The 24,941-nt window shown below is 59.9% G+C and carries 21 protein-coding genes, 1 tRNA gene, 1 pseudogene and 2 riboswitches; of the genes and pseudogenes, 4 read left to right on the top strand and 19 right to left on the bottom strand.

The window, feature by feature from the left end; genetic code table 11:
* Positions 1-44: 44 nt before the first annotated feature.
* The 4 genes from gcvP to AWB69_RS11125 all read right to left on the bottom strand — a co-directional run bounded on the left by gcvP (position 45) and on the right by AWB69_RS11125 (position 6,034).
* Entirely contained in the window at positions 45-2,972 is a 2,928-nt protein-coding gene (gene gcvP / locus AWB69_RS11140; RefSeq protein WP_062084953.1) for an aminomethyl-transferring glycine dehydrogenase, read from the bottom strand.
* A gap of 69 nt (positions 2,973-3,041) precedes the next feature.
* The gene (gcvH, locus tag AWB69_RS11135; protein ID WP_062084952.1) at positions 3,042-3,422 is read right to left on the bottom strand and encodes a glycine cleavage system protein GcvH; all 381 of its coding nucleotides are present in this window, start codon (positions 3,420-3,422) and stop codon (positions 3,042-3,044) included.
* A gap of 67 nt (positions 3,423-3,489) precedes the next feature.
* Positions 3,490-4,614, bottom strand: a complete 1,125-nt coding sequence (gene gcvT / locus AWB69_RS11130) for a glycine cleavage system aminomethyltransferase GcvT (protein ID WP_062084973.1) — start codon at positions 4,612-4,614, stop codon at positions 3,490-3,492.
* Positions 4,615-4,755: 141 nt separating this feature from the next.
* Positions 4,756-4,890: riboswitch (glycine riboswitch) on the bottom strand.
* Positions 4,891-4,935: 45 nt separating this feature from the next.
* A riboswitch (glycine riboswitch) is annotated at positions 4,936-5,058 on the bottom strand.
* A gap of 61 nt (positions 5,059-5,119) precedes the next feature.
* Positions 5,120-6,034, bottom strand: coding sequence for an ABC transporter six-transmembrane domain-containing protein (locus AWB69_RS11125; protein ID WP_082913350.1), 915 nt, complete (start codon positions 6,032-6,034; stop codon positions 5,120-5,122).
* A gap of 114 nt (positions 6,035-6,148) precedes the next feature.
* On the opposite strand from AWB69_RS11125, the gene AWB69_RS11120 reads away from it, so the two are divergent.
* Positions 6,149-6,760 carry a TetR/AcrR family transcriptional regulator gene (locus tag AWB69_RS11120; protein ID WP_062084950.1) on the top strand — a complete coding sequence of 204 codons (612 nt, stop codon included), beginning with the start codon at positions 6,149-6,151 and terminating at the stop codon, positions 6,758-6,760.
* 48 nt (positions 6,761-6,808) lie between these two features.
* Here AWB69_RS11120 and AWB69_RS11115 read toward each other — a convergent pair whose 3' ends face one another.
* Together AWB69_RS11115 and AWB69_RS11110 are read right to left on the bottom strand one after the other, a co-directional pair.
* The gene (locus AWB69_RS11115; RefSeq protein ID WP_062084949.1) at positions 6,809-7,186 is read right to left on the bottom strand and encodes a hypothetical protein; all 378 of its coding nucleotides are present in this window, start codon (positions 7,184-7,186) and stop codon (positions 6,809-6,811) included.
* 141 nt (positions 7,187-7,327) lie between these two features.
* Positions 7,328-8,371, bottom strand: coding sequence for an oxidoreductase (locus AWB69_RS11110; RefSeq protein ID WP_062084948.1), 1,044 nt, complete (start codon positions 8,369-8,371; stop codon positions 7,328-7,330).
* 219 nt (positions 8,372-8,590) lie between these two features.
* Here AWB69_RS11110 and AWB69_RS11105 point away from each other — a divergent pair, with 219 nt between their 5' ends.
* On the top strand, positions 8,591-10,696 hold the full coding sequence (locus AWB69_RS11105) for a UvrD-helicase domain-containing protein (protein ID WP_062084947.1): 2,106 nt from the start codon (positions 8,591-8,593) through the stop codon (positions 10,694-10,696).
* Between the two features lie 86 nt (positions 10,697-10,782).
* Here AWB69_RS11105 and AWB69_RS11100 read toward each other — a convergent pair whose 3' ends face one another.
* A complete protein-coding gene (locus tag AWB69_RS11100; protein WP_062084946.1) occupies positions 10,783-11,688 on the bottom strand; it encodes a c-type cytochrome in 906 nt (301 codons plus the stop codon).
* A gap of 333 nt (positions 11,689-12,021) precedes the next feature.
* Between AWB69_RS11100 and AWB69_RS11095 the strand changes: the two genes are divergently transcribed.
* A tRNA-Arg gene (locus tag AWB69_RS11095) sits at positions 12,022-12,097 on the top strand.
* A 74-nt stretch (positions 12,098-12,171) separates the two neighbouring features.
* On the opposite strand, the gene AWB69_RS11090 is transcribed toward AWB69_RS11095, so the two are convergent.
* The 6 genes and pseudogenes from AWB69_RS11090 to AWB69_RS45660 all read right to left on the bottom strand — a co-directional run bounded on the left by AWB69_RS11090 (position 12,172) and on the right by AWB69_RS45660 (position 17,544).
* Positions 12,172-13,248 carry a tyrosine-type recombinase/integrase gene (locus tag AWB69_RS11090; protein ID WP_062084945.1) on the bottom strand — a complete coding sequence of 359 codons (1,077 nt, stop codon included), beginning with the start codon at positions 13,246-13,248 and terminating at the stop codon, positions 12,172-12,174.
* Positions 13,249-13,313: 65 nt separating this feature from the next.
* Positions 13,314-13,418, bottom strand: a pseudogene (locus tag AWB69_RS50310) (helix-turn-helix domain-containing protein); the annotation flags it as partial.
* A gap of 29 nt (positions 13,419-13,447) precedes the next feature.
* On the bottom strand, positions 13,448-13,936 hold the full coding sequence (locus tag AWB69_RS47590; RefSeq protein ID WP_156528808.1) for a hypothetical protein: 489 nt from the start codon (positions 13,934-13,936) through the stop codon (positions 13,448-13,450).
* Positions 13,937-14,022: 86 nt separating this feature from the next.
* The gene (locus AWB69_RS11085) at positions 14,023-16,791 is read right to left on the bottom strand and encodes a toprim domain-containing protein (protein WP_062084944.1); all 2,769 of its coding nucleotides are present in this window, start codon (positions 16,789-16,791) and stop codon (positions 14,023-14,025) included.
* Positions 16,792-16,876: 85 nt separating this feature from the next.
* On the bottom strand, positions 16,877-17,269 hold the full coding sequence (locus AWB69_RS11080) for a hypothetical protein (RefSeq protein WP_062084943.1): 393 nt from the start codon (positions 17,267-17,269) through the stop codon (positions 16,877-16,879).
* Positions 17,270-17,295: 26 nt separating this feature from the next.
* Positions 17,296-17,544: an ogr/Delta-like zinc finger family protein gene (locus AWB69_RS45660; RefSeq protein ID WP_075643895.1), complete on the bottom strand. Its 249-nt coding sequence runs from the start codon at positions 17,542-17,544 to the stop codon at positions 17,296-17,298.
* A gap of 359 nt (positions 17,545-17,903) precedes the next feature.
* Between AWB69_RS45660 and AWB69_RS11070 the strand changes: the two genes are divergently transcribed.
* Positions 17,904-18,572 (top strand): LexA family transcriptional regulator, encoded by a 669-nt coding sequence (locus AWB69_RS11070; RefSeq protein ID WP_062084941.1) that lies wholly within the window; start codon positions 17,904-17,906, stop codon positions 18,570-18,572.
* A 333-nt stretch (positions 18,573-18,905) separates the two neighbouring features.
* On the opposite strand, the gene AWB69_RS11065 is transcribed toward AWB69_RS11070, so the two are convergent.
* From AWB69_RS11065 to AWB69_RS11040, 6 genes are all read right to left on the bottom strand, one after another.
* Complete coding sequence (locus AWB69_RS11065) at positions 18,906-19,235, bottom strand: helix-turn-helix domain-containing protein (RefSeq protein WP_062084940.1); 330 nt, start codon at positions 19,233-19,235, stop codon at positions 18,906-18,908.
* Complete coding sequence (locus AWB69_RS11060) at positions 19,219-19,473, bottom strand: type II toxin-antitoxin system RelE family toxin (protein WP_062084939.1); 255 nt, start codon at positions 19,471-19,473, stop codon at positions 19,219-19,221. The genes AWB69_RS11065 and AWB69_RS11060 overlap by 17 nt, the downstream gene beginning before the upstream one ends.
* A 376-nt stretch (positions 19,474-19,849) precedes the next feature.
* Positions 19,850-20,668 (bottom strand): glycosyltransferase family 25 protein, encoded by an 819-nt coding sequence (locus AWB69_RS11055; protein WP_075643894.1) that lies wholly within the window; start codon positions 20,666-20,668, stop codon positions 19,850-19,852.
* 147 nt (positions 20,669-20,815) lie between these two features.
* On the bottom strand, positions 20,816-21,853 hold the full coding sequence (locus AWB69_RS11050) for a phage late control D family protein (protein ID WP_062084938.1): 1,038 nt from the start codon (positions 21,851-21,853) through the stop codon (positions 20,816-20,818).
* Positions 21,850-22,269, bottom strand: a complete 420-nt coding sequence (locus tag AWB69_RS11045) for a phage tail protein (RefSeq protein ID WP_062084937.1) — start codon at positions 22,267-22,269, stop codon at positions 21,850-21,852. Before AWB69_RS11045 ends, AWB69_RS11050 begins: the two co-directional genes overlap by 4 nt.
* Before the next feature lie 14 nt (positions 22,270-22,283).
* Positions 22,284-24,941, bottom strand: coding sequence for a phage tail tape measure protein (locus AWB69_RS11040; RefSeq protein ID WP_062084936.1), 2,658 nt, complete (start codon positions 24,939-24,941; stop codon positions 22,284-22,286).

Here is a 24,941-nt window from a genome sequence, read left to right as displayed (position 1 = left end):
GAAACGCGTGCTTATTTGCTGATTATTTGCCGCTTATTCGCTGCTTATTCGCCGTACTCCGACAATGGAATGCACGAGCAGAACAGATTACGGTCGCCGTAAGCGTTGTCTGCGCGACCGACCGGCGGCCAGTACTTGCGTGCAATCAACGAAGTCAGCGGATACGCCGCCGTTTCACGCGAGTAGGCGTGGCTCCAGCCATCGGCCACAACCACCGCTGCCGTATGCGGCGCGTTCTTCAGCGGATTGTCTTCGCGATCTGACTTGCCTTCCTCCACCGCGCGAATTTCGTCGCGAATGGCGATCATTGCATCGATAAACCGATCCAGTTCCTCTTTCGACTCCGATTCCGTCGGCTCGACCATCAGGGTGCCCGGCACCGGGAAGCTCATGGTCGGTGCATGGAAACCGTAGTCGATCAGGCGCTTTGCGACGTCATCGACCGAAATGCCGCTGGTTTCTTTCAACGGACGCAGATCGAGAATGCACTCGTGCGCGACCAGGCCGCCCGTGCCGCTGTACAGCACGGGGAAATGCGGCGCGAGCCGCTTCGCCACGTAGTTCGCTGCGAGGATCGCGCTTTCGGTGGCGTTCGTGAGGCCTTGCGCGCCCATCATTGCGATGTACATCCACGAGATCGGCAGAATGGCGGCCGAGCCATAAGGCGCCGACGATACCGCCCCAATCCCCGCCGTATCGCGCTGATAACCGGTTGAATGCTGGTTCGGCAGGAACTTGGCCAAATGCGCGCCGACAGCAACCGGACCCACACCCGGGCCGCCGCCGCCATGCGGAATGCAGAAAGTCTTGTGCAGGTTCAGGTGCGAGACGTCTCCGCCGAACTGGCCCGGCGCGGTCAGGCCGACCATTGCGTTCATGTTCGCGCCATCGACGTAGACCTGGCCGCCGTGCGCGTGCACGATCTCGCAGATTTCGCGCACATTCGCTTCGAACACGCCGTGGGTGGACGGATACGTGATCATGATCGCGGCGAGTTTGTCGGCGTGCTTGTCGGCCTTGGCCTTCAGGTCGGCGATATCGACGTTGCCCTGTTCATCGCACGCAACCACCACAACCTGCATGCCGGCCATTTGCGCCGATGCCGGATTCGTGCCGTGCGCGGACGACGGAATCAGGCAGATGTTCCGATGCCCTTCGGCACGCGATTCGTGATACGCGTGGATGATCAGCAAGCCGGCGTATTCGCCTTGCGAGCCGGCGTTCGGTTGCAGCGACACCGCCGCGTAACCGGTACACGCAACCAGCATTTGCTCGAGCTGATCGATCATCGTGCGATAACCGACCGTTTGCTCCGCCGGCGCAAACGGATGAATCTGCGCGAATTCGGGCCACGTCACGGGCAGCATTTCGGACGTTGCGTTCAGCTTCATCGTGCATGAACCAAGCGGGATCATCGTGCGGTCGAGCGCGAGATCCTTGTCCGCCAGACTGCGCAGGTAGCGCAGCATTTCATGCTCGGAGTGGTGACGGTTGAACACCGGATGCGTGAGGTAATCGCTCGTGCGTTCCAGTGATTTCGGCAGGGAGACTTTTGCGTCTGCATCCAGTGCGTCGATATCGAATGTTTCCGTCTTGCCTGCCACTTCCGCGAACAGCGCGAAGAGCTTCAGGAGGTCGTCGCGCGTGGTGGTTTCGTCGACGGAAATGCCCACGTGCGTTGCATCAATGTGACGCAGGTTCACGTGCACCGCCGACGCCGCCTGATGCAGCGCCGTCGTATTCGTGCCGCTGACGATGGTAACGGTGTCGAAGAAGGTTTCGTTCGCGAGCGTGTAGCCGAGTTTTTGCACGCCGGCGGCGAAGATCGACGCCACGCGATTCACGCGCAACGCGATGGTCTTCAGACCCTGCGGCCCGTGATAAACGGCGTACATGCTGGCCATGATCGCGAGCAGCGCCTGCGCCGTACATACATTCGATGTCGCCTTTTCGCGGCGGATATGTTGCTCACGGGTTTGCAGCGCGAGACGCAGCGCGTGCTTGCCTTGGGCATCGACGGTCACGCCGACCAGCCGGCCCGGCATTTGCCGTTTGAAGTCATCGCGTACGGCCATGTACGCCGCGTGCGGACCGCCGAAACCGACCGGCACGCCAAAGCGCTGCGTATTACCGATAGCCACGTCCGCGCCCCATTCGCCCGGTGGCGTCAGCAACGTGAGCGCGAGCAGGTCGGCGGCGGCGATTACAAAACCACCGGCGGCATGCACGGCTTCGGTCAACGCGCGATAGTCGTGCACATCGCCATTCGCGCCCGGGTATTGCAGCAGCACGCCGAATGCGTTGGCTTTGGCGGCATCGGCGGCGGGACCGACTTTCACTTCAATACCTGCCGGTTTCGCGCGCGTCTGCACGACTTCGATAGTCTGCGGCAGCACGTCGTCGGCGACATAAAACACGTTCGATTTCGGCTTGCCCGCGCGTTGCAGCAGCGTCATGGCTTCGGCGGCGGCAGTGGCTTCGTCGAGCAACGATGCGTTCGAAATCGCGAGACCCGTCAGGTCGATAATCATTTGCTGGAAGTTCAGCAACGCTTCCAGGCGGCCTTGCGAAATCTCCGGCTGATACGGCGTGTATGCCGTGTACCACGCCGGGTTTTCAAGCACGTTACGCAGGATCACGGCCGGCGTGTGCGTGCCGTAATAACCCTGCCCAATGTAGTTCCTGAACACCAGGTTCTGATCCGCCAGCTTCCTCAGCGACGCCAGCGCTTCTGCCTCGCTCTTCGGCTGCGTGAACGCGCCGAGCGGAAGCGTTTCCTGACGCCGGATGGACTCGGGAATCACCGCATCGATGAATGCCGCACGCGACGCGAAACCGAGCGCTTCGAGCATGGCGTGCTGGTCGGCCGCATCCGGGCCAATGTGCCGTTGGGCGAACGCGTTGTGGCATTCGAGTGCGGCGAGCGACAGGGATGAGCGATTCATCAGATGGTCCGGGTGTTCGAGCTTCATGAGAGTTCCTGCTGGTGCGGCGTGGTTTGCTATTGGCTGCCAAGCACGCCGCACGGTCGTTGAAAAGTTTTACTCGCCGATCGAGGTGCCGTATGCAGCGGCATCGATCAGCCGATCCGTCTTGGCGTCGGCGGCGGGCTTGATCTTGAAGAGCCAGCTTTCGTACGGCGTGCCGTTGATCTGATCCGGCGTGCCGGTCAGCGCGTCATTCGCGCCGACGATTTCACCAGATACGGGGGCGTAGATATCGGATGCTGCCTTCACCGATTCGATCACCGCGATGGCGTCGCCGGCGGCAACGGTCTTACCCACCGGCGGCAATTCGATGAACACTACGTCGCCCAGTGCTTCCTGTGCGTGATCTGTAATACCGATGGTCAGGGTGCCGTCGGATTCGGTGCGCACCCATTCGTGCGATTCGGTGTATTTGAGGTCGGCCGGGATGCTCATGCGGATGCTCCAGTTGTCTTTGAGGGTGGGTCGTGCGTGGCTTTTTCAGCAGGCGCTTGCGGGCGTTTTAAAGCGCCGCCAACACCTTGCCGTTGCGCACGAACGGCAGTTTTACCACGCTTGCCGGCAGTTGTTTGTCGCGGATGACGACATGCACTTTGTCGCCCGGTTTCACGCTCGCCGGCACCCGGGCGAACGCGATGGATTCCTGCATCGACGGCGAGAAAGTGCCGCTCGTGATCTCGCCTTCACCGTCGGCCGTGACAACTTTCTGGTGAGCACGAAGCACGCCACCCGCGCGGCCGTTTTCCTTCTGCAGAATCAAGCCGACAAAGCGCGCCTTCGATCCATTCGCTTCCAGTGCGGCACGGCCGACGAACGCGCGATTCGTGTCGCTCAAATCGACAGTCCAGGCGAGGCCGGCGTCGAGCGGCGAGACCGTGTCGTCCATGTCCTGGCCGTACAGGTTCATGCCGGCTTCCAGGCGCAGCGTGTCGCGTGCGCCGAGGCCGGTAGGCTTCACGCCTTGCGCGATCAATGCCTTCCAGAACACTTCCACTTGCGTCGCCGGAACGACGATTTCGAAACCGTCCTCGCCCGTGTAGCCGGTGCGCGCGATCATGACGTCACCGAACGAACTGGCCGGGAATTGCACAGCGTTGAAGGGTTTGAGTTCCGCGGTGGCGTCGCGCGTTTCCGGCAGCACCTGCCAGACTTTTTCGCGTGCGTTCGGTCCCTGCACGGCGACGATCGCGAAGTCGCGCCGCGGCGTGATGGTCAGTCCAAAACCGCCTTCCACATTCAGATGGCCGAACCACGCGATGTCTTTCTCAGCCGTGCCGGCGTTCACGACGACGCGATAGTTGTCGTCAGCGAAGTAATAGACGATCAGGTCATCGATCACGCCGCCTTCCGGGTTCAGCAGACACGAATAGAGCGCTTTGCCGGGAACCGTGAGTTTGTCGACGTTGTTGGCGATTGCATGCTTGAAGAACTCGCGCGCTTTGTCGCCGGTGAAATCGACGACGCGCATGTGCGACACGTCGAACATGCCGGCGTCGGTGCGCACCGCATGGTGTTCGTCGATCTGCGAGCCGTAATTGACGGGCATGTCCCAGCCGCCGAAATCGACCATGCGCGCGTTGAGCGCAAGGTGAGCGGCGTGCAAGGGCGTGTGTTGAAGATCAGACATGGAGCGGGCCTCGGGCGTGCGCGAAAACAAAAAAAGGCCATGCGTCGAACCCGCTCGGGGTTTCGGCTTCTTGAGCTGCGCCAGATGCGTGAAACCATCCGGCTGCAACGTGCAAAGCCCAAACCGCGTAGCGATTCGGTACATGACCCCTCTGTCCTCGGTACCTGAGAGATTGCACGCTGTTCGCCGATGCTCCGACGTTCAACGCGCGCCCCTTCGGTGGGCATCTGGCTGGTGTTTCCCGATCAGCCGATGCCGCTCTCCAGAGTTCGACTTTCCGTTTTTGGCGCCCAATTCAAGGTGCAGTTCATATACGGAACTTCGACGCGGCCGGTCCTTTTGCCTGAGAGTTTGTGGGTGTGCCCCTTCGGCGGCGCGGCTTCGTTTTTATGTCGTTCCAGATGCGAACAACCAACGGCCAGCGCTCTCTCCCGACGCGTGCGGCGAATTTACGCGACCGAATTCAGCTTGTCAAACTGAACTGCAGGGGCTGGCGCGGCGGCCCTTAATCCTTCCCGAGCCCCGGGTCCACGCGCTTGCCGATGTCGCGCAGGCGCGCGAGTTGATCGACCATCGACGGTGCTTCGTCCAGACTGCTGACAAAGGTCCAGAGATACGTCATCACTGCATAGACATGGCCGGCCTTGACCGCCGGCGCCAGCGCCAACTGGCTGATGGCGATGACAAACAGCACGGCCGCGACCGAGCCGACGAAGAGAAACGCCCCGGCTTCGCGGTTCGACAGGTGAATCCGGAGCTTGGACAGCACGTGATAGTGCCGTTTCAAGGTGACCGTACCGACTTTCGCGACCAAACCGATTTCCTTCTCCAGCCGGTCATTCAGACGCTGATGCAAGCTCTGGTTGCGCCGTGCAAAGCGTGGCAGCAAGGCCATGCACAGCAGTAAACCGCCCAGGCTGGCTGCGCCGATCCATGGCTCGATTGCCAGCAGCATGGCCACGGCGCCGACTATGGACACCAAAGCGGTGACCATGGTCGGCACGTGTTTTTCGAAGAAATCGACAAACTCCCGGGCCAGCACCACGCGCGCCGCGGCCGTCGACGTACTTTGGTTCTGCAGCCGCTGGTTGAGGATCACCGGCACCGCCAGATCGGCGTATATCCGCGTGAAGGTGCGCGTATCCACGGCCCGGCGCGCAGCGCCGACCGCCCAGAACGCCAATACGATCACCGCGTAGAACAACGCGCTGCGGGCGTCGCCGCGAATGATCGAGTCGACGGCGAATCCGGCGAACAGCGGATACGCGAGCAACAGCGCGTTCTCCAGCGCAACGAGGGACAGCGTGAAGAACAGCTTGCCCGGATAGGCTCGGGCAATGGCTTTGAGCGTGGAGGTGGCGGACTGCTGGCCGAGCTTTTCGCGCTCAACTATCTGGATTTCTGGTGTGACGAATGACATGACGTGCCTTGAGGGAATAGCCGCTATAATTTGAGCGACTGCTCAAATTATACTTGAGCAGTCGCTCAAAACACAAGCTCAGCTAATCCGTTCACGGTTTAAAAGGAATCGAACATGTCGCGGTCGTCCCCCGAACGCAAAGGTCAGATCATTGCGGCCGCCCTTGAGTTGTTTCGCCAAAAAGGTTTCGCGGATGTTTCGACGCGCGATCTTGCCGAGCACGCGGGGCTGTCGCGCAGTCACATCTATCACTACTTTGGCGACTGGAATGAATTGCGCCGCGAGGCGTTCGTGCACTTTGCCGACGAGCAACTCGAAGAAACCGTCGCGCATCTGGCCGATAAACCGCCGGTCGAAGCGTTGCTCGGTTTTATCCGCGACTGCCTTCCGGCCGGCAAGGATGATGGTTGGGGGCTGTGGCTGGATGCCTGGGACGAGGCCATGCACGACGCAGAACTGGCGCAAGCTTATTTAAGCGAGATCGGTCGCTGGCAAGCCATGCTTCGCGGAATTATCGAACGGGGGGTGGAGGCGAAGGTGTTTCGCTGCGCATCGCCGGAACGTGCGGCCCGGCAACTCTTCGCGCTGGCGATGGGCTATGCCGATGATCTGTTGTTGGCGCCATCGGCTGAAGCTGTCGAAGCAGCGATGGAGGAGGTCGTGGAAGTCGCGGAGATGGTGTTGGGGTTCGAGCTTGGTGCTCTCGAAGCCGAACGGCAGCCATAGAGCAGGCCATCCGTTCGGCGCATGAAATGCGGTGCTTAAACTTACTGCTTACTGAATTGCGCGCTGCAAACCGTCCAGCTCGCCGTTCAGCGTGTGCTGTTCTTCACCCGACAAACCGCCGCCATGCTGGGACGCCATGTCGCGCGCTTCCTGACGCACTACATCCAGCCGACGATGGAACGCGTCGCCTTGTGGTGGCGGGTAGAAGCCCTGGCTCACGCGCTGATCGACGTGATGCCACAGTGAGTTGATGCGGCCATTGACCTGATCCATCCGATGCACCGCTTCCATATGCGGATCGGGACGTGCCGGTGCTTCCTGAACGACGTCGACCTGGCGCGTCGGCTGCACGACACACGCCGCGAGCGATCCCGCCAGCGCCACGCCAATCAGCGCGCGGGCAAAACTTGCATTAAGCGTCAGCATTGAATTTCCCCTCTTTTGGTTTTTAAGATAAGACGTCTGGAGAAAGAACGGCCCACGCGCGGCTGCGGCTGACGCCGGCGCCGCGCGCAAATGTAACGCTGTGTGTTTGAAAGTATCGCGTGAGCCGTTTGTTATCAGAGATCAGAGCGGCGTGAAATCCAGGCGACATCCTTCTGCATTGCTGCGAATGGCGATGTCGATGATGGTCATTACATCGACGGCATCTTGTGCCGTGACCGGGAACGGCTTGCCCTCAAGCACCGATGCCGCCAGCGCTCGATAAAACTCCGCATACGCGCCGTCGCGGGTCGCGAATTCCTGGCGCAGGTCGTGGTCGCCGTCGACTTCGCGCAGCAGGCCGGGAGGATTGCGGCCGAACTCCGGGTTCCCCGGGCGCAAACCGGCTTTGAGCTGGTCTTCCTGAACGTCCAGACCCGTTTTCACGTAGCTGCCGCGGGTGCCGTGAATGGCGAAGCGCGGCGGTTCCAGCGCGGCGAGCGCGGTGGCGTGCAGCACGATTTCCTTGTCCTCATAGCCGAGCAGCAGATGAACGTAGTCCGGCGCGCTTGCGTGGTCGCGGTGCGCTTTGACGCTGGCGAAAATGGTCTGCGGGTGGCCGAAGAGCGCCAGCGCCTGATCGATCAGATGCGGCCCGAGATCAAACAACAAACCGCCGCCACGCGACGCTTCCTCACGCCAGCGTTGCGGCACTTTCGGCCGGAAGCGGTCGAAATGCGATTCATAGTGCGTCACGCGCCCAAGCCGGCCGCTTTCGATCAACGCGCGCACCGTCATGAAATCGCCATCCCAGCGACGGTTGTGGAACGGCGCGAACAGCAGTCCGCGCTTTTCGGCCAGCTCGGTGAGCGTTTTTGCGTCGGTGCCGGAGAGGGTGACCGGTTTGTCGACGACCACGTTCCTGCCCGCTTCAAGGGCTTTCCTGGCGAGATCGAAATGGGTGTCGTTGGGGGTGGCTATGACGATGCAATCCAGTTCGTCGAGGGCGAGCAGGGCATCGAAATCTTCGACGATCGTCGCGTTCGGGTAGTCAGCCTGCGCCCGCTCGGGTTTGCCCGTGGCAATGGCGGATACCACCGCGCGGCCACAATGTTCTATTACCGGCGCGTGAAAGGTTTCGCCGGCGAAGCCGTATCCCATCAGGCCTACTTTAAGAAGTGCTGTCATGTGGGCATCCTGTTGTCTTGGCGATGCCGGTATTGTGGCATGGGCGGAAAGGGCCAGAACCATTGCCTTCGAGAGAGGGTTTCTTCCGTGTTAACATCGCGCTCTCGAAATTGCGCCCGCTTCGAAGAGGCGCAATTTTGCTCACCATCTTGCTCACCACCGCGTATTTCCGGCAGCTGAAACGTCCGCCCGATTTACGCATCTCAAAGTGTCCGAACGATGTCCGCAGCAGGTATGAACGCCGCGCAATCCGAAGCGGTGCGCTATCTCGATGGCCCCTGTCTTGTCCTTGCCGGCGCCGGCAGCGGCAAGACGCGCGTGATCACCCAGAAGATCGCCCATCTGATCGAAGGCAAAGGTTTCGAGCCGAAGCACATTGCCGCGCTGACCTTCACGAACAAGGCCGCCCTCGAAATGCGCGAGCGCACGGCCAAGCTGCTCGAAGGGAAGACGCTCACTACGCCCGGCAAGGAAGGCCGCCGGGTGCCGGTGAACCAGTTGACCATCTCGACGTTTCACTCGCTCGGCGTGCAGATCATGCGGCAGGAGGCCGAGCACGTCGGCCTGAAACCGCAGTTCTCGATCATGGATTCCAGCGATTGTTTCGGTCTGGTCCAGGAGCAGCTTGGAACGACGGACAAAGGCCTGATCCGCAAGGTCCAGTCGATTATTTCGCTGTGGAAAAACGGCATGATGTCGCCGGATCAGGCGTCGGCGAGCGCGTCGAACGAGGACGAGATGCAGGCGGCCATCGTCTTTCGCAGCTATGTGGCGACGCTCCATGCGTATCAGGCGCTCGATTTCGACGATCTGATCCTGAAGCCCGCGCAGCTTTTCGCCGAGAACGAGCAAGTTCGCGAAAAGTGGCAGAACCGGCTGCGGTATCTGCTGATCGACGAGTATCAGGACACGAACACCTGCCAGTACGAACTGCTGAAACTGCTGGCCGGTCCGCGTGCGGCGTTCACGGCCGTGGGCGATGACGACCAGGCCATCTACGGCTGGCGCGGCGCGACGCTGGAGAACCTGGCGCAGTTGGGCAAGGACTTTCCGAAGTTGCACGTGGTGAAGCTCGAGCAGAACTACCGGTCGACCGTGCGTATTCTGACGGCCGCCAACAACGTCATTGCAAACAACCCGAAGCTGTTCGAAAAGAAGCTGTGGTCCGAACACGGCATGGGCGACTCCATTACCGTCACCGCTTGCAACGATGAAGAGCATGAAGCGGAATCGGTCGTGTTCCGGCTCTCGGCACATAAGTTCGAGCGGCGCGCGGCGTTTCGCGACTACGCCATTTTGTATCGTGGGAATTTTCAGGCACGCATCTTCGAACAGGTGTTGCGGCGCGAGCGGATTCCGTATGTGCTGTCGGGCGGCCAATCGTTCTTCGATAAAGCCGAGATCAAGGACATCGTCTCGTATTTACGGCTGATCGCGAATCCCGACGACGATCCCGCGTTCATCCGCGCGATCACCACTCCGCGGCGAGGCGTTGGCAATACCACGCTCGAAGCGCTGGGCTCGTTCGCGGGGCAGGCGAAGGTGTCGCTGTTCGAAGCCGTGTTCATGGGCGGCATTGAAGCGCGGTTGTCGGCGCGGCAGGTCGAGCCGTTGCGTGCGTTTTGCGAATGGATGCAGCGCCTGTCCGATCGGGCGGGACGCGATCCGGCCACCCAGGTGCTCGACGACATGATGGAGGCGATCCATTACGAGGCCTATCTCTACGATGCCCACGACGAACGGCAGGCGCAATCGAAGTGGCAGAACGTGCTGGAATTCTGCGAGTGGCTGAAGAAAAAGGGCACGAAGCCGGAGGCGGAGCCGTCCGAGGATTCGGAGGCCACGGGTTATGACAACGTCGATGGTTTCGGCGATGAAGGCAAGAACCTGCTCGGCCTGATCCAGACCGTCGCGCTGATGTCCATGCTCGAGGGCAAGGACGAGAATCCCGATGCCGTGCGGCTGACGACGGTCCATGCGTCGAAGGGGCTGGAATATCCGCACGTGTTTTTGGTCGGTGTGGAGGAAGGGATCATGCCGCACCGTGGCAATCCTGATGCGGACGCGGACGCGCCGGTGGACACCGGCCGAATCGAGGAAGAGCGGCGGCTGATGTACGTGGCGATCACGCGCGCCCAGCGCAGCCTTCATCTGAACTGGTGCAAGAAGCGCAAGCGGGCGCGCGAGACGGTAGTGTGCGAGCCGTCGCGGTTTATCCCGGAAATGCTTCTCGACGATGCACCGCCGCCAACCGAGGAAGAAGCGCCGATGTCGCCGAAGGACCGGATGGCGCGGCTGAAAGAGTTGCTGCAGAAACCGGCTTGATTGTTTCGGCTGGCCTTGGTGGCATTAAAAAACCCTGCGTTTTGCTTTGCGCAGGGTTTTTATTTGCGGTGCCTGATGGAGAGCGGCTATTTGACGGCTGCGACCATGTAATCGACGGCGGCTTTCACGTCGGCATCGGATGCGGTTGATCCGCCCTTGGGTGGCATTGCGCCCTTGCCGTGCAGCGCGTAGTTGTAGACGGTGTCCATCGGGTCTTTCAGGCGCGGGGCCCACGCGTCCTTGTCCCCATATTTCGGGGCGTTGAGCACGCCGGCCGCGTGACAGGCCTGGCAGACCTGCGTGTAAAGCGTCTTGCCAGCTTGCGATGCGTCCGCGCTTTCTGTGCCTGCTGCAGCACCCGGGCTCGCTTGCGGCACGTTCGCCAGCGCCGCGACTGCGGCGGCGGCCTGGGCGTTGTCGGTCGAGGCCGCGCCTGCTGCGGCTCCGCTCGCCGGTGCTGCTGCCGATGCGCCTGCTGCAGCGCCCGGTGCCGGTTGCGCGGGTTCGGCGAATTTTCCACCGCCGTCGTTAGCCATATAGACGACTGCGCGGGCGATTTCGAAGTCGCTGTAGTCGTCGGGGCTGGTGCCGCCGCGTGCGGGCATGGCGCCTTTGCCGTTGAGCGCGTTGTGAAGCAGGGTGTCATAGCCTTGCGCAATGCGGGGCGCCCAGTCGCCGGCATTGCCGAACTTGGGTGCGCCCGCTACGCCGGCCGTGTGGCAGGTCGTGCAGACGGCTTTGAAGACTTCTTCACCGGTTTTATACACGTGGGGGGCGTTGGCGTCGCGTATGTCGACTTGGGCGACAGGGGCAACGCGCGCGGCCACTTCCGCTTCGGAGAGGGAATCGGTGCCGGCGCCGATGCGTGTCGTGTTGTTGACGTAGACGGCCAACAGGACGATCACGACGATAGGGACGGCGAACCCGGCGACTATTGCCGCAATGAGTTGGCCTGGCGTTTTGATCGGGACTCCGTGGGGTGCTTCACTCATGCTCGTCTCGTCTCCCTTTTATTTGTGAGTCGGTTCAGCGTCGGTTCAGCAACAGCGTGACAGCAACAACGACTTTCTGGGGCGTTCGTGATGGTTTTCACCAGCACGGTCGATTATAGACGGAACGTTTACGTGGCGGCGCGCCCGGAAAGGCCTGTCGCAGCGCGTGTTAACCCGGATTTCGGTGCTGCGGGCGATGGCGTTAGCGGCGCTGGTTGTAAGTTGGCCTGGTCCTTGCGGTGGACGGATCGGCGGAAAACAGGTATTGTTTCGGACTCGCAGCGGCCCTGCCTCCATTGTTTTGTATATGGAACGCGGTGCCCGCGGTCATACGCGCCCGTAGCTCAATGGATAGAGTACTGCCCTCCGAAGGCAGGGGTTGCTGGTTCGATCCCAGCCGGGCGCACCAATCCTGACAAGGGTTTCAGCGGTTTTCTCGCTTCAGCATTTCCCTCCAGTACAGTGAAAATACAGTTAGTACAGTCAGCCGGCGGCCGTCTGCAGGTCGACGACCTGCGTGTGCGGCTGAACCCAGCGCGCCAGGTGATCGGCCGACAGGTGCGCGTAGCGTTGCACCATCTCCAGCGTTTCCCATCCTCCCAACTCCTTCAAGACCTGTAACGGCGTGCCGCGCTGCACATGCCAGCTTGCCCAGGTATGGCGCAGATCGTGCCAGCGGAAATCGCGGATGCCGGCGCGCTTGCACGCTTTGGTCCATGCCGCCGTCACCGTCTGGTAGACCTGCTTGCCGTGGTACACGAACACGCTTTCGACGTATTCCGGCTTGCGCTTCTTCGCGCGCTGTCGCCGTAGCACCGCGACTGCCGTGTCCGACAGCGGCACCGTGATCGCCTTGCGGGCTTTGGCCTGGTCCGGATGAATCCACGCGACGCGCCGCACCAGATCAACCTGCGACCACTGCAGGCCCGTCACGTTGGCGCGGCGCAACCCGGTTTCGAGGCTGAACTGCGCCATGTCGGCCAAGTGCGTCGGCAACTCGGCCAGCAGACGTTCGGCTTCCGCCAACGTCAACCAGCGTATCCGGCGCGACACGATTTTCGTCTTTTTCGTCCTTGGCACCCGGTCGATCCACTCCCATTCAACCGCGGCGTTCAGGACCGCTTTGAGCACGCCAATCACGCGGTTGACCGTTCCTGCGCTGACGTTGCGCCCGAGCATCTTCGGACCCTTGTGCGTCTGGATGACTCGGGGTTCCATCCGTTTTACATGCGCAATTGCGTCAATCCGGTTGCGGTCGATATCGGCTAACTGCACGCCGGACAGGTGCTGATCGAGCCACCGCAGGTGTGTCTTGCTGGTTTCGAGACTCGCGATGCCTTCGCGTTCGGCGACGTAGCGCACAACTGCATCGTTCCAGGTGTAGCGCGGCTTGTGACCGAGCTTGGCCTGATTCCACAGATCCACCTTCAGGCGGTCGTAGAACTCCTGCGCCTGCTCTTTGTTACTGGTGCCAGTGCTGCCTTGTACGACTGGACCGCCATTCGGCGGGGATAGCCGGTAATACCAGTTTGGACTTCTACTCCGTTTGTAGAGCGACATGTTTTAACTTCCTCAACGTGCTCGCCCTGCACAACTCGCGGAATCCATTCTCCGCTGAGGTAACGCTGCAGGGCAACTACCGAAAACATCCAGCGCTTGCCGACTTTCCGGCCGGGTAGCTCGCCGGCCTTGGCCTTGAGCCGCACCGTCTCAGGGTGAGCGCCGAGCATCGCCGCCGCTTGCACCAGGTCAACTGTGTTCACCGACCGGCCTCCGATTGAGTGCGCAGCCGAACCACACGCAGTGCAACTCGTGGACACGTGGCGGGCCGGTGGATCATCGGTAAGTCACTGATTTCAAAGAAAACGGACGCCATCAAATGCCACGAGTCAGGCATGGACAACACGTGGAACTCGTGGCCCAAAAAATAGGCAGCCCTTCTAACTGATGGCAAATCGAGATCAACTCGTGGCGCGCCGGTGTCTCGGAATTCCTTTGCTTCATAGCCTTCTTTCTTCTTTTCTTTCAATAATTTAGAGAGAGAAAAAGAGGACGGCTTGCGGCGACGGTGCAAAAACTGACTCGTGGCAAAAACACGGTAACTCGTGGCAAACGCCGTATCAGTCGTGGCGGCACTCTTTACAAGAATCAATGACTTAGGCGCGGTGGGTATTGAAAACCACGTGTCACGTGCGCTGTCCGTGCCTTGCCGCCGGTCGATTCCGCCCGCCAGCCCTCTTTCGTTCATCGTTCGTGCTTTCGGACGGCCTGAATGAGCAAGCGAAGCTATGCGGCCGCTCGGACGCCGACTCGGGTTCGTGAGGTGGGCGGCGTTCAGCACAGATCCTCCCGCACCGACACATGCAGGCCGAAGGCTTCGAGGCGGCGCAGCGAGATCGGGGTCAGGTAAGGCACGCGGCGCATGAAAATACGTCGCTCGACTTCCTTCGTGCCGACCACGACGCCGGCCTGTTGGAGCTGCTTCTTGAACACGCGATCGGACTTGACCGGCAGCCCGTTCCACTTGTCGCGCAAGCTTCCGGTGTGAGCGATGTGATCCATCACGTGCCCGGTGCGCAGCAAAATGCAGAACTCGCCGTCGACCATATCGAAGGTGTACGGGTGTTTGTAGTTGCCGCCATCGATCTCGGAGAGCACGGTTTCGAGAATCCACACCCACGGCTCGCGGTCGGCGCTTGTTTCCGCAATGTGGCCGTTCATCTCGGCGAGCAAGTCGTGAAAGAACGCGCTTTCGCCGTCATCCATGCCGGCGAACTCACACAGGTAGTGCCAGGCCAGCGCCACGGCCGAGTAATTGCCGGCCATACGCAACGCGCCGTCGTCGGCGCCGCTGGCGCGGCTGTTGGTGAGACACCGCTCGCGCAGCGCGCGGTAGTGATCGAGCACCTCGCGCTTGTTCAAACCAGCGAGGAATTCCAGCCATTCGCGTACCGGAAAGCGGGGCAGGTCGTCGGGCAGCAGTGGGCCGCGTTTGCCGGTCAAGGTGGTACGGACCAGCTTGCCGAGCAAACTGCGCACAGGAACGTCTTCGCCCGCCAGCATGACCGGTGCGCACAATAGGTATTCGGTCATATCGGCGCCGCGCCGGGTCACCGTGTACTGGTAGTTTTCCTGAAGCAGGCCGACCGCCTTGTCGATCACCTCTTGCCGGCGCGCGGATAGCTCTTCCCAGCCTACCGGGTGGCTCGTGTGGCTGATGCTCGTCAAAAGCCGGAATTCGGTCTGCAAGCTCTGCCCGGAAAACATCGTGAAGGCGATCGAGCGTTCGAGCCGTTTAATGAGCGTCGATTTGCCGGCGCCCTTGTCGGCCTGCACGGTGATATGCGGCCAAAACCCCAGCATCGCTTTCAGGTGGCCGCCGAGCGCCCACACCAGCGGGATGGCCGCCGCGTTTTCCTTGAAGGTCTGTTGGTATGCCGTGATGACGCGGCGAGCATCGGTCCGCGCGCCGCTCGGAAAGGTCAGGTTGTGATACGGGCACTGCTTTTCGGCGTCGGTGAAATAACAATCAGGGCCTTCATTCACCGTGAGCGCACCGTCGCGCCAGGCGAGGCCGACGAAGTTCGCGGCGTTGCGCGCGCCGAGGTCGGCCGTGCGTTCCAGAATCGAGACCATCCGCGAAAATTCGGCGGGCTTCCAGATCGGGCCGAATTTCAGCCAATGCGTGTTGTTGTGGAGCTGGTCATCGAGCATCACCTTGCGGGTGAGCTTCGAACCATGCCGCGGCGTTTGCACGGTCGCCGCAAAATAGACGTTCGGCGCTTGGTCCACGTCGCCGGTCATCGTCGACGACGCGCTCGCGACCGCCACGCGTGAGAGCGAGGCCACCCGAAAACCGCATAGGTCGCCGTAGGTCGGTGTTTCAACGTCCGAATCCTCCTTGCGTTCCATGCGGGTGATATAGCGCGTGAAATCGAGGTGGGTGCGAAACCGCCAGTAGAGCGCGTAGTCGTGTTCGGGCAGATAGACGCGGCGCTTTCCTTTGTGCGTGGCATTGCCGGCCATGCCGGGGATTAACCATTGCTCGAACGTGTTCAGCGCCTTGGCGAGTGAGGCGGCGTCGCGCATTAACAGAAAGTCATTGACGTCATTGATTGGCGCCGTCTTGTTCGCGCCGTCTGCCAGGTCTTGAATCCAGTCGGATTGATCGACCAGGCTCGCCGATATATTCAAGGCGGTCAGACGCTCATAAATGGTCCAGGCGGCTTCCGGCCCTGGGCGGTGCCCTGCACGGTGATGCCCATCTGGAAAGGGGGCGTCGTTGTCCATGCAGATCACCACCTGCTTGCCGATCAGAAACGAAAAGTCGATGTTCTCGGCGTTGCCGATGCCGCGAATCGAGACGGCGGCCGTGCCGGGTATCGCACAGGTGTCGATCGAGAGGGCATTAATCGAGCTTTCGACCAGAATGACGCGTTGCGCGCGGGCGAGCTTGCGCGGGTCGGCCGTCCAGCCGTGGCCGTCTTTCTCGCCCTGTGTTTGCGTTTTCACGTCCCCATTGAGGGCAGGGTCGATGAACCGCATGTCAACGGCGACCACGTCGGTGCGGTTCATGGGCCTGACAATAAAAGCTGCCGAGGGTCCGCAAAAGCCGACTTCGCCGGGCTTCTTCGTGGAGCTGGTGTAGTCGTTATAGCCAAGGGTCTTGGCCTTGATTGCCGCGTCGATCGCGGCGTCGCTAATGCCTCGGCCGGTGAGGTAGGCGCGCACCTTCTCGGCATGGCCGAGCGAACGTTCGGCGATGTAGTCGCAACGCGATTTTTCTCGAGCCGGCGCCGAGTTGGTCGGGGTGTCGTAGGGGATGCCGAACGCGTCGTGCAGGTATTTCATCGCGTCCGACACGGTGCAGCCTTGAACGTGCATCACTAGGTCAATGCAGGAGCCACCAGCGTCGCCGCTGTGATCTTTCCAACCCGTGCCGTACTTGGGGTGTCCCTGATAGATCGAGAGCGAAGGGTGCTTGTCGGGATGGTGCGGCGAGTGATAGAGGGCTTTATCGCCACCCTTGCCTTGCTTCAGGCCGAGACGGTCGGCGAGTTGATGCAAGTCGATGCGGCGTTTGAGTTCGTCGATAGAGGCCATTGCTTTTCAGTTTCGCGGGCGTGAGTTGTCCCGGCCGCAGCTCGTGAAAGTGCGGCAGGGAATGCGCTTTTAAATTGGGTGGGTCTTACGCAGTGAGCGGTAGCTCGGTGATTCCATTGGCAAGCATGTGTCGACTACTTGGCACAGGCAGGCTCGAAAGCGCTGGCGTTTTCACCAGGTCAATCAGTTCGGCAACGGTAAAGACACGGAGGCGGCCGGTCGCCGGGTCGCGTATAAAAATCGAGTGGCTTGTCGTCAGTGACATGTCGACATAGGCCTTGCATCGACGCGACTCGCGTTCGCCATAAGCTTGCAGCGTGGCGACTTCCGCCTCACGCTGAGAAACGCATTGCGTTTCGGTCAGGTGAGATACGCAGCGGTCGATCAGCAGAATCCGATCGTGATTGAAGTGTTCGCCCTCGTGCTGCACGAGGTAGGAAAGGGCAGCGTAATGCAAGGTCGTATCGAGTTTAATCATTTCTTTTCTCCCGGTGACTGTGGCTCTCAGTCAATTAATTGCAATTGGCTCATTACCCGCTCTCGCACATGCGGCGACATAGGTAGGCCGACCAACGGATTCGGCTTGGCGCTTGGTGAGAGGGTTCGTACTGCTTCAAGCTGTGCGACAAACGTGTGGCCGCATTCGTGATCGAAACAAACGAAAGTGATTTCGCGCATCGTTGCCGAAAGTTCGCGCGACGTTCGAGCAATCACGCGGCTTCGGCAATGTGGACAGCTCAGTGTGATTCGCATGGCTTTTGTCTACCCGTTCAGATAAGGAATCCGCCCCCGGCCTTGATCCTTCACGGTCACACGGTTAGCGACGGCCGCGTGCTTTGTTTCGTGCAGCGTATTGTTCGAGGCCGGCGAGGTAGATAATTCGGGCCATTGATGCGGCGCTGCGTTGATCGCGCTCGGCAAGTTGTTGGAGGGTGTCGATTTCGTCGGCACTCATAGGGATCGGCACGCGTTTAGCGGTCGATCGAGTTGCGTTAGGAAGTGGCATAGTCAATTTCAGTTTGTAACAGCTTGGTTTTGAATGTTACTAAGTGTAATTATATGCCTTACTGTTAGCTAACGCACATACATTTCTGTAATTTCTAGACCGCGAAATGAACGAAAAAAAGGCACTTATTCAAGCCATCGTCGACAGAATGAAAGATGTAGTGGGGGTAAGTAAGGACGTCGAGCTTGCCGAGGTGATAGGCGCGTCACGTAGCACGCCGGCGGTATGGAAAATCCGCGATCGCGTGCCCTATGCCGAGTGCGCGGCGATCGCAGAAAAGTACGGGGTAAGTCTTGATTGGTTGATCCTTGGCCGAGGCTTGCCGGGTATCGAGGAACCGGAAAGCTTTTTGCATCTGCCGGTGGCCGCCACGCCTGATTCGGGCTATGTCGAATTCCCAGCATTCGATATGCCAAGTTTCATAGACGGGGAAACGGCGCAATGGTCGATGCGCTTGCCGAGGGAGTGGGTCGAGCGCGAAGGGTTGAGCACGGCCGATACGATTGCGATGCGCATACCAGGAAACTGCATGGCGCCGACGATCAGCGATGGCGATGTCGTGCTGGTCGATCGCCGGCCGCGTGACATTGACGGCGTGTATATCGTGCGAGTCGGTGAAAGCCTTCGAGTGAGGCGGGTGCAACGCATGTATGGGGGCGCGCTGCACTTGCTGTGCGATAACCCGGACTATGAAACCGATGTAATCGACGTCGACCAGGCCGACGCCGTCGACTTCATTGGGTATTGCTTCGCACATCTGACGCACGCTTGCTAGAGGGCTAACGAGTTTGCGGGTTTCTCTACCGAATGGGCGAAAAAAGGGGCGCTAGGCGCCCCACCTAAACAGTAAAGAAAACGATCGGCTTATATGCACCTGCGCTATTGGCGCTCGCGTTCGATAAGCGCCCGCAAGCGGGCTTCGTCAGCGGGGGCGATAGCAACGTTTCGGCAGACGCCTTCGAGCACCGTATAACAACTGCCAAGGCACGCATTGAATTGGTCGGAGCCGGGTTCGAAGGATTCGTGCGCGGTCTTGATGCGGTGGCGTAGGGCGCGCTCAGTGTCCGCGATGCTTTCTTCGTAAGTCGGCTCTCGATCGCGGTGCCGATCAGAAATCAAGTTGCGCAGCCGTAATACCAAGCGCGCCGGCGATCTTCTCGCGAGACGAAGCGCGTAAGCGCGCACTACTTTCTTGCTGTGCATAAGCCGACTGAGAGACGCCAAGCCGTTCGGCAACTTCTGCTTGCGTTAGCCCCAGGTGTTCACGCCATGCGCGCGCCGGCGGTATGTCATTGGCGAGCGTGCGGCGCACTACTTCATGCGGGATCAAGTCATTGTCGCGCGCATGCTGCGCGACGTACTCGGAATAGGGGATCACGACAAAGGCCGGCTTTCCGTCCGGGCCGTTGATCGTTTGAATGTTAGTAGGTGCGTTCATCGCGTTTCCTCACTTCCTGTATTTCGACGATTTTGATTGAGCCATCCCAATCAAAAAGTACCCTGTAGTTACCAACTCGCAGACGGTAGCCGTAGAGATGGTTTGTCAGCGCCTTCACGTTTTGGCAGTCCGGCATCTCTGCCAGTTGTTCAACCGCGTCCACGATTGCAACACGAACGGGCCTATCGAGCTTGCGCGCCTGCTTGGTTGCTTTCGACGTCCAGTTGATTTTGTTCATGTTGGAAATTATAAGTCGTATATAAGTTTATTGGAAGATAAATATAAGTTTTTGGTGTGTGCTGCACTGAGTCAGTGACCGCGCGAGTCATTCGTTATTAAAATACTGTAGGCAAATTGAAAACTACCTAACGAAAAGACTTATGGACGAACACAAACGAGCCCCTCTTTCTCCAAGCGAAGAGGACGCTTACATCACGGGTTGGGGATTTGCTGGACTGATTACGACAATCGGACTATGCAAGCTAATCGGCGTAGTTGCGCTAGTTCTTGCTGGCGGCGTCGCTGTAATCGCAGCTTGGAAGCTAACGCGTTCAAAGCGACGCCTTTCTAAGCGGGTGTGGTGGTATTGCTGGTTTGCTTTGCTCTTGAGCGGACTAGGACTGGCGATCTATGAGGCTCAAACCATGAGCGTCCCTTTGCCGGTGCTCGGTAAAGACGGCATTCTGCGATAAGTGAATTGGACGTTGTGGGCGGCGCTTCGCGTTGTATAAGGCCGCCATCGTTTTATCAATGCGACGATAAATCTTCTCTCGAACGCGCATCGAAAGCGACGTGATGCCAGGCCGGAAACCGACTGTTGAGACCATATCGACTGTCTCAACATATTCCGGCTCGGTAACAAACAGCCGTAGCTTGTGCTCCCAATGTCGGTCTACCGCAGTATCGATTGCATGCACGATTTTATGCGTGTGTGCCAGCAAAGCAGCGGCGCCCGCGCGCGTCAACATGTAGCACTGCAGTCCAACTGGTTGCCGATCCATCCACATGAGCTGAGTTCCGCTAGGCAGCTTGGCATAGGGGATTCGCTCGTTTCTGTTCAGTCCCATCAGGCGCACAACATCCCAATGATCCCGGTTTGAAGCCAACTCCCAAACCGTGGCGACGAACCCGGAGCGAAGCGCGATATCGTCCTCCATGATGCACCAAGCATCGTCGCCCGAATCGACAAGCTGTTTCCACACTTCGCGATGGCTGAGATAGCAGCCAATTTCGCCTTCTGACATAGGGCGACCATATCGCCGCATGCGCGCCGAAAAATCGCTTTCGTTAATGGCGTCAGCGGAGGAGCGCGGTTCAATGCCAGAAAAGAATTGAACATCAATCCCGTGTGCCTGGAATTGCCGTGCCATCAGTGCGCGGCGTTCACTAGCGCGTTCAAGAGAGATGCATACAAAATGAGTTCCAATCGTCATAGCGCTGCCGTTGACCAACGGCCGTTGTTATTTAGTGCGCAATGGTAAGGTATTAGAAAGTATATGAAGTATTTTGTAACATTTTTGCAACGAATTCGACAGATTGGCGTACATACAAAAAACCAAGCTGCATAGGCTTGGCGGCGTTTATTTGCTTACCTTTCGAAAGTGCGAGCGGTGGCGATCGCTTGTCGGGTCGTCGCGCATTTCGAGTTCTAGGCCGGTCGTGAATCCGCCATCGCCCACTGAATGCTTAACGCGCTTGACGAGCCATGACTCGTCATCGATTTGAGGTTTGAAGCCCGACAGATAGACCGGCAGCTCGGGGTAAAGGTCAGGGCGGCCGAGAGCGAGCGTGTAATCGAGCGTCGCTTGACTGCGTTTCGTGCGGTTCAGCTCGGCCGATGCCGCCGCACGTGCCTCGGCTTCGGTGGCATACGTTTCGGGCAAAACCTTGATGCTGTGATTATTTTCCCCGCCGACAACAACCGACTTGCGTTTCGCTCGGCCGGTTGCATGGTAGTGCGCACGAACGCCCGCATAGTTCTCGCGCTCGGCAACGTGGTAACGATGCGAGTCGCCGCTCGCGCGCGTCAGCTCGATCGACTCGAGTTTTTTTCCGCTCGCGGTCGTGCCGTGTCCGATCGGCATAAAAAGCAAGTTTGCGTCTTTCACGTTCATCACCGCGTCGTAACGCTTCGCCAGGCGCGTGAGAAACGACATATCCGACTCGTGTGTTTGATCGATATGGGCGATCAATACCTTTGAAAGTGCGTCGGCGATCGCCGGCTTTAGGCTGTGTTTTCCGGCGATCTTTCGAACGATCGCGCCGAGCGTTTCGCCGTGCCAACTCTTTTCGATGCGCTCGCCCATTTCCTTAGTCATCGAGGCCGATCGCGCTCGAATGGTGAGCACGTCAGGGGCGCCGGCGTGCTCCACTTCGTCAACGGTGAAACTACCCTTATCGATCACGCCCGTATCGGACCAGCCGAGCGAGACGCGCAGCACGGCGCCGCGCGGGGGGATTTCGAGCTTGCCGTCGCTATCGTCGAGCGTCAGGTCGAGCGTGTCGGCTTCGTCCGAGCGCGACTCAGACAAGCCCATGCTCACCAAGCGCGGGGCGATCTTTGTCGTGAGGTCGCGGCCGTCGAGCGTGATATGAAATTCGGGCGTCGGTTGTTTCATGCCTTCGTCTCGTTCGTTTTGGTTTTGGTTTGCACGAGGCCATCGTCGACGCGCATGAGCGTGATCGTGAATTCGACGCGCCTCGGTGTGCCGTCCTTTTGGTGCAGCGTTTGCCCTTCGTCGAGGCCTTCGATAATGAAGGCGCCATAAACCGAGCCGGTGCCGTCGACCAGGGCGTAAGCGTCGCCGGCGTCCCCCATCGTGCGCAGCTCGGCGATAGACGCGAGCTTGCCGACTTGATCGGGCGCGATCCAGCCGGTGAGCGTGATCGCGTCATCGCCTGGGCCGTTGAACTGGCGGGCATTGCGAGCGCCGACGCGCGACGTGCTCGCATGCTTCCAGCTCGTGCGCCGTTGCAGCTCCTGGTAAGCGAGCGTCGACAGGCCGAATACGAATTGTCCGAGTGATGCCAGCATGTTTTTTTCTCCGCTTAGTCAGACAGACGCGAGGTAACGCGCGATTGCTTGGTGCGTTCGATCTTTTGCAGCTCGGCGCGCACCGCGTCGGCGATTGCCTTCGTATCGTTGCCACTGATTTGAAAAATGTAGGTGTCACCGCCGGCGGCCGATGCCCCGCCGGCCGAAATTCCGGGCGCCTGGCGGGCCGCGATCGGTCCTCGGGTGTCAATGGGTACGCTCGGTACGCCGAGCGGCGTGTCGGCCGCCTGGGCGCCTGGCATGGCGAATGAAGTCGCGGCGAGCGTCGCCAGGCCGACCGCGGCCTTTGCGATGCGCCCTTGCTCGCTTTCCATGCCGAGCGCGGCGCCCTGGCTGATGAACCCGCCCAGCTCGCCGAAAACGCGCGAGGGGCTATGAATGCCGAGCTTTTCCTTGAACGATGCGACCGTACTATCGGCCGCGCCCGTGATCGCCGCTTTGACCGCGCCGAGGCCGCTTGTGATGCCGTTGACCAGGCCGGCGATGATGTTCGCGCCAAACTCGGAAAACTTCGCCGGCATGTCGATGCCAAACCATTGCATCACGCTCGCGAACGCCTGGTAAAGCAGACCCATAGGCGACCAGTTCAGAAGCAACGCCCCGACGCCCGCCAGGCCGCCGGCGAACGCTTGTTTAACCTGGTCCCATAGGCCGCCGAAAAACGCCTTGACCGGCTCCCAATAGGTATAGATCAACAGGGCAGCGGCCGCGATCGCGGTGATTGCGAGGCCGATCGGATTCATCAGCATGGCGCGGCCGGCAAACATCGCGGCCGTGCCGAACATGCGCCAGGCAGTCGCGCCCAGGCCGAGCACGCGCGACAGGATGCCGCCTTGTATGCCGAGCGTCGACATACTGAATTTGACCAGGGCGAGCGGGCCGAGAATGCCGGCGAGTGCGATCGTCAGCATGCCGCCTCCGACCAGCAAGGCCGCCAGTGCAGTGAGCGACACGAGCACGATATTCGCGGTGGTGCTGTGCTCTTGCATGAAGCGGGTAAGCCTTTCCGTGAGGTTGGCCGTGATTTCCAGGCCGGCGCTATACATGGGTGAAACCTTGTCGCCGATTTCACGCTTAATGTTCTCCAGTTTTTTAAGCGCCTCGATTTCGTGGCCGTGCGTCAATGCTTGACCCTTGGCGTATCCCTCGTCGATGCCATCAGCGCCGGCGTTTAGCTTTTCGTTTTTGTGAATCTGGTCCTTCTGCATGTACATGGTCGTAAAGAGATTCGACGCGGTGCGATTCGTAAAAATCGTCGCGATCATGTCTTTAACCTTGTCCGGGTCCGTGATGCCCTTGGCGGCCAGCTTCGGCAATAGAACCTTTTCCAGCCATTCGAGCGGCGAGGCCTTGAGCATGTCGCCACCGGCGAGCGCGCCGGGTTTGATTTGCTTGACCATGCCGATTTTGTTGAATTCGACTTTCTTCTTATCGAGCAAGTCGAGGTCCATCATTTGCCGAGCTGCGCGAACGGTCGTCTTGCCCTGGTAGACGTTGCTGTATGCGGACATAAGCCCGGTGCCGACCGCATGCCCGCCCATTTCCTGAATGAGCGGTTCCATCTGGTTATAAAACGCGTCCTTGCGCATTTGCTTTGCCGCAACGCCGCCCGTTTGAATGAACTGCATCCACTGGTCGCCGCCCACACGGCCGCCAGTGGCCGTGATGACTTTTTGAACCATGTTCGCTTCGTCTTTGAACGTCGCTTCGTCTTTCGTGCCGCCGCGGAGCTCGATCACCTTCAGCATGTTCATAAACTTTTCTTCGTTGACGTGGCCGTCCTCGGCGCCGAACAAAGCTTCGTTTGCAAACTTCATTTTCGCCAGTGTAGGCATAACCATTTGTGCGTGATGCTCGTCCGCAAAAATGGTCATTGCATCGCGCATCAGCGTGAGGTTATCGGTCGTGGACGTGCCGTAAGACTTCATCGCCTTAACGTATTTCAGCGCGTCGGCCGTAGCGTGATCGCCCAGACCGAGCGCCTTTATCTTCATCGCTTCGACTTCGAATTTCTTCGACTCGTCGAGCGTTTCGCTGATATCGCCGAGGATATGCGAGCCGGTTGCCTTCGCGGCATAGCCGGCGACCGCCATGTTTGCGGCCGTGCCTTGCAAGCGGTTCATTTTCCCGCGTGCGGCGCCCATACGCTTCTCACGTTCGGCGAGCTGGTCAAGCTTTTGCATTTGACCGGTCATCGTGCCGGTTGTCGCGGTGATGCTCGTGCGCAACTCGCGTTCATGCGCGGATAGGTTGCGGGTGCTGATTCCGGCGCCGGCGAGGCGCGTGCGCAGCTCGTCGACTTTGTTCGCTTGCTGCGCGTGTGCCTGGCCGAGCTGCGAGGCGGTGCGCTTCGCTTTCTCAAAGTCAGCGATCATTGCTTTACTCGGCGGGCCGAACGCACGCAAGCCGCCGGCGAGTTCCTTCGCCCTGGTTTGCGCGGTGTTCAACTCGCGCGCGGTGCCGGCCAGGCCGGTGCGCAGCTCGCGAAACGTGGCAACGTCCTTTTGCGCTTTCTTGAGCTGGCCGAGTTCGCCGCGTGTTTCCTTCAGCGATTTTGCAAGCCCCTTGTTACCGTTCATCAGCTCTTTGAGGGGCTTGGTTGCGTTGTCGACCATATCGAACAGCACGCGCAATTTCAGGTCATTCGCCAT

This window comes from Caballeronia udeis (assembly GCF_001544555.2).
GTDB classification, from domain to species: domain Bacteria; phylum Pseudomonadota; class Gammaproteobacteria; order Burkholderiales; family Burkholderiaceae; genus Caballeronia; species Caballeronia udeis.
Note: the sequence above shows the minus strand (reverse complement) of the source record. Positions and strands in the feature narration are given on the sequence as shown.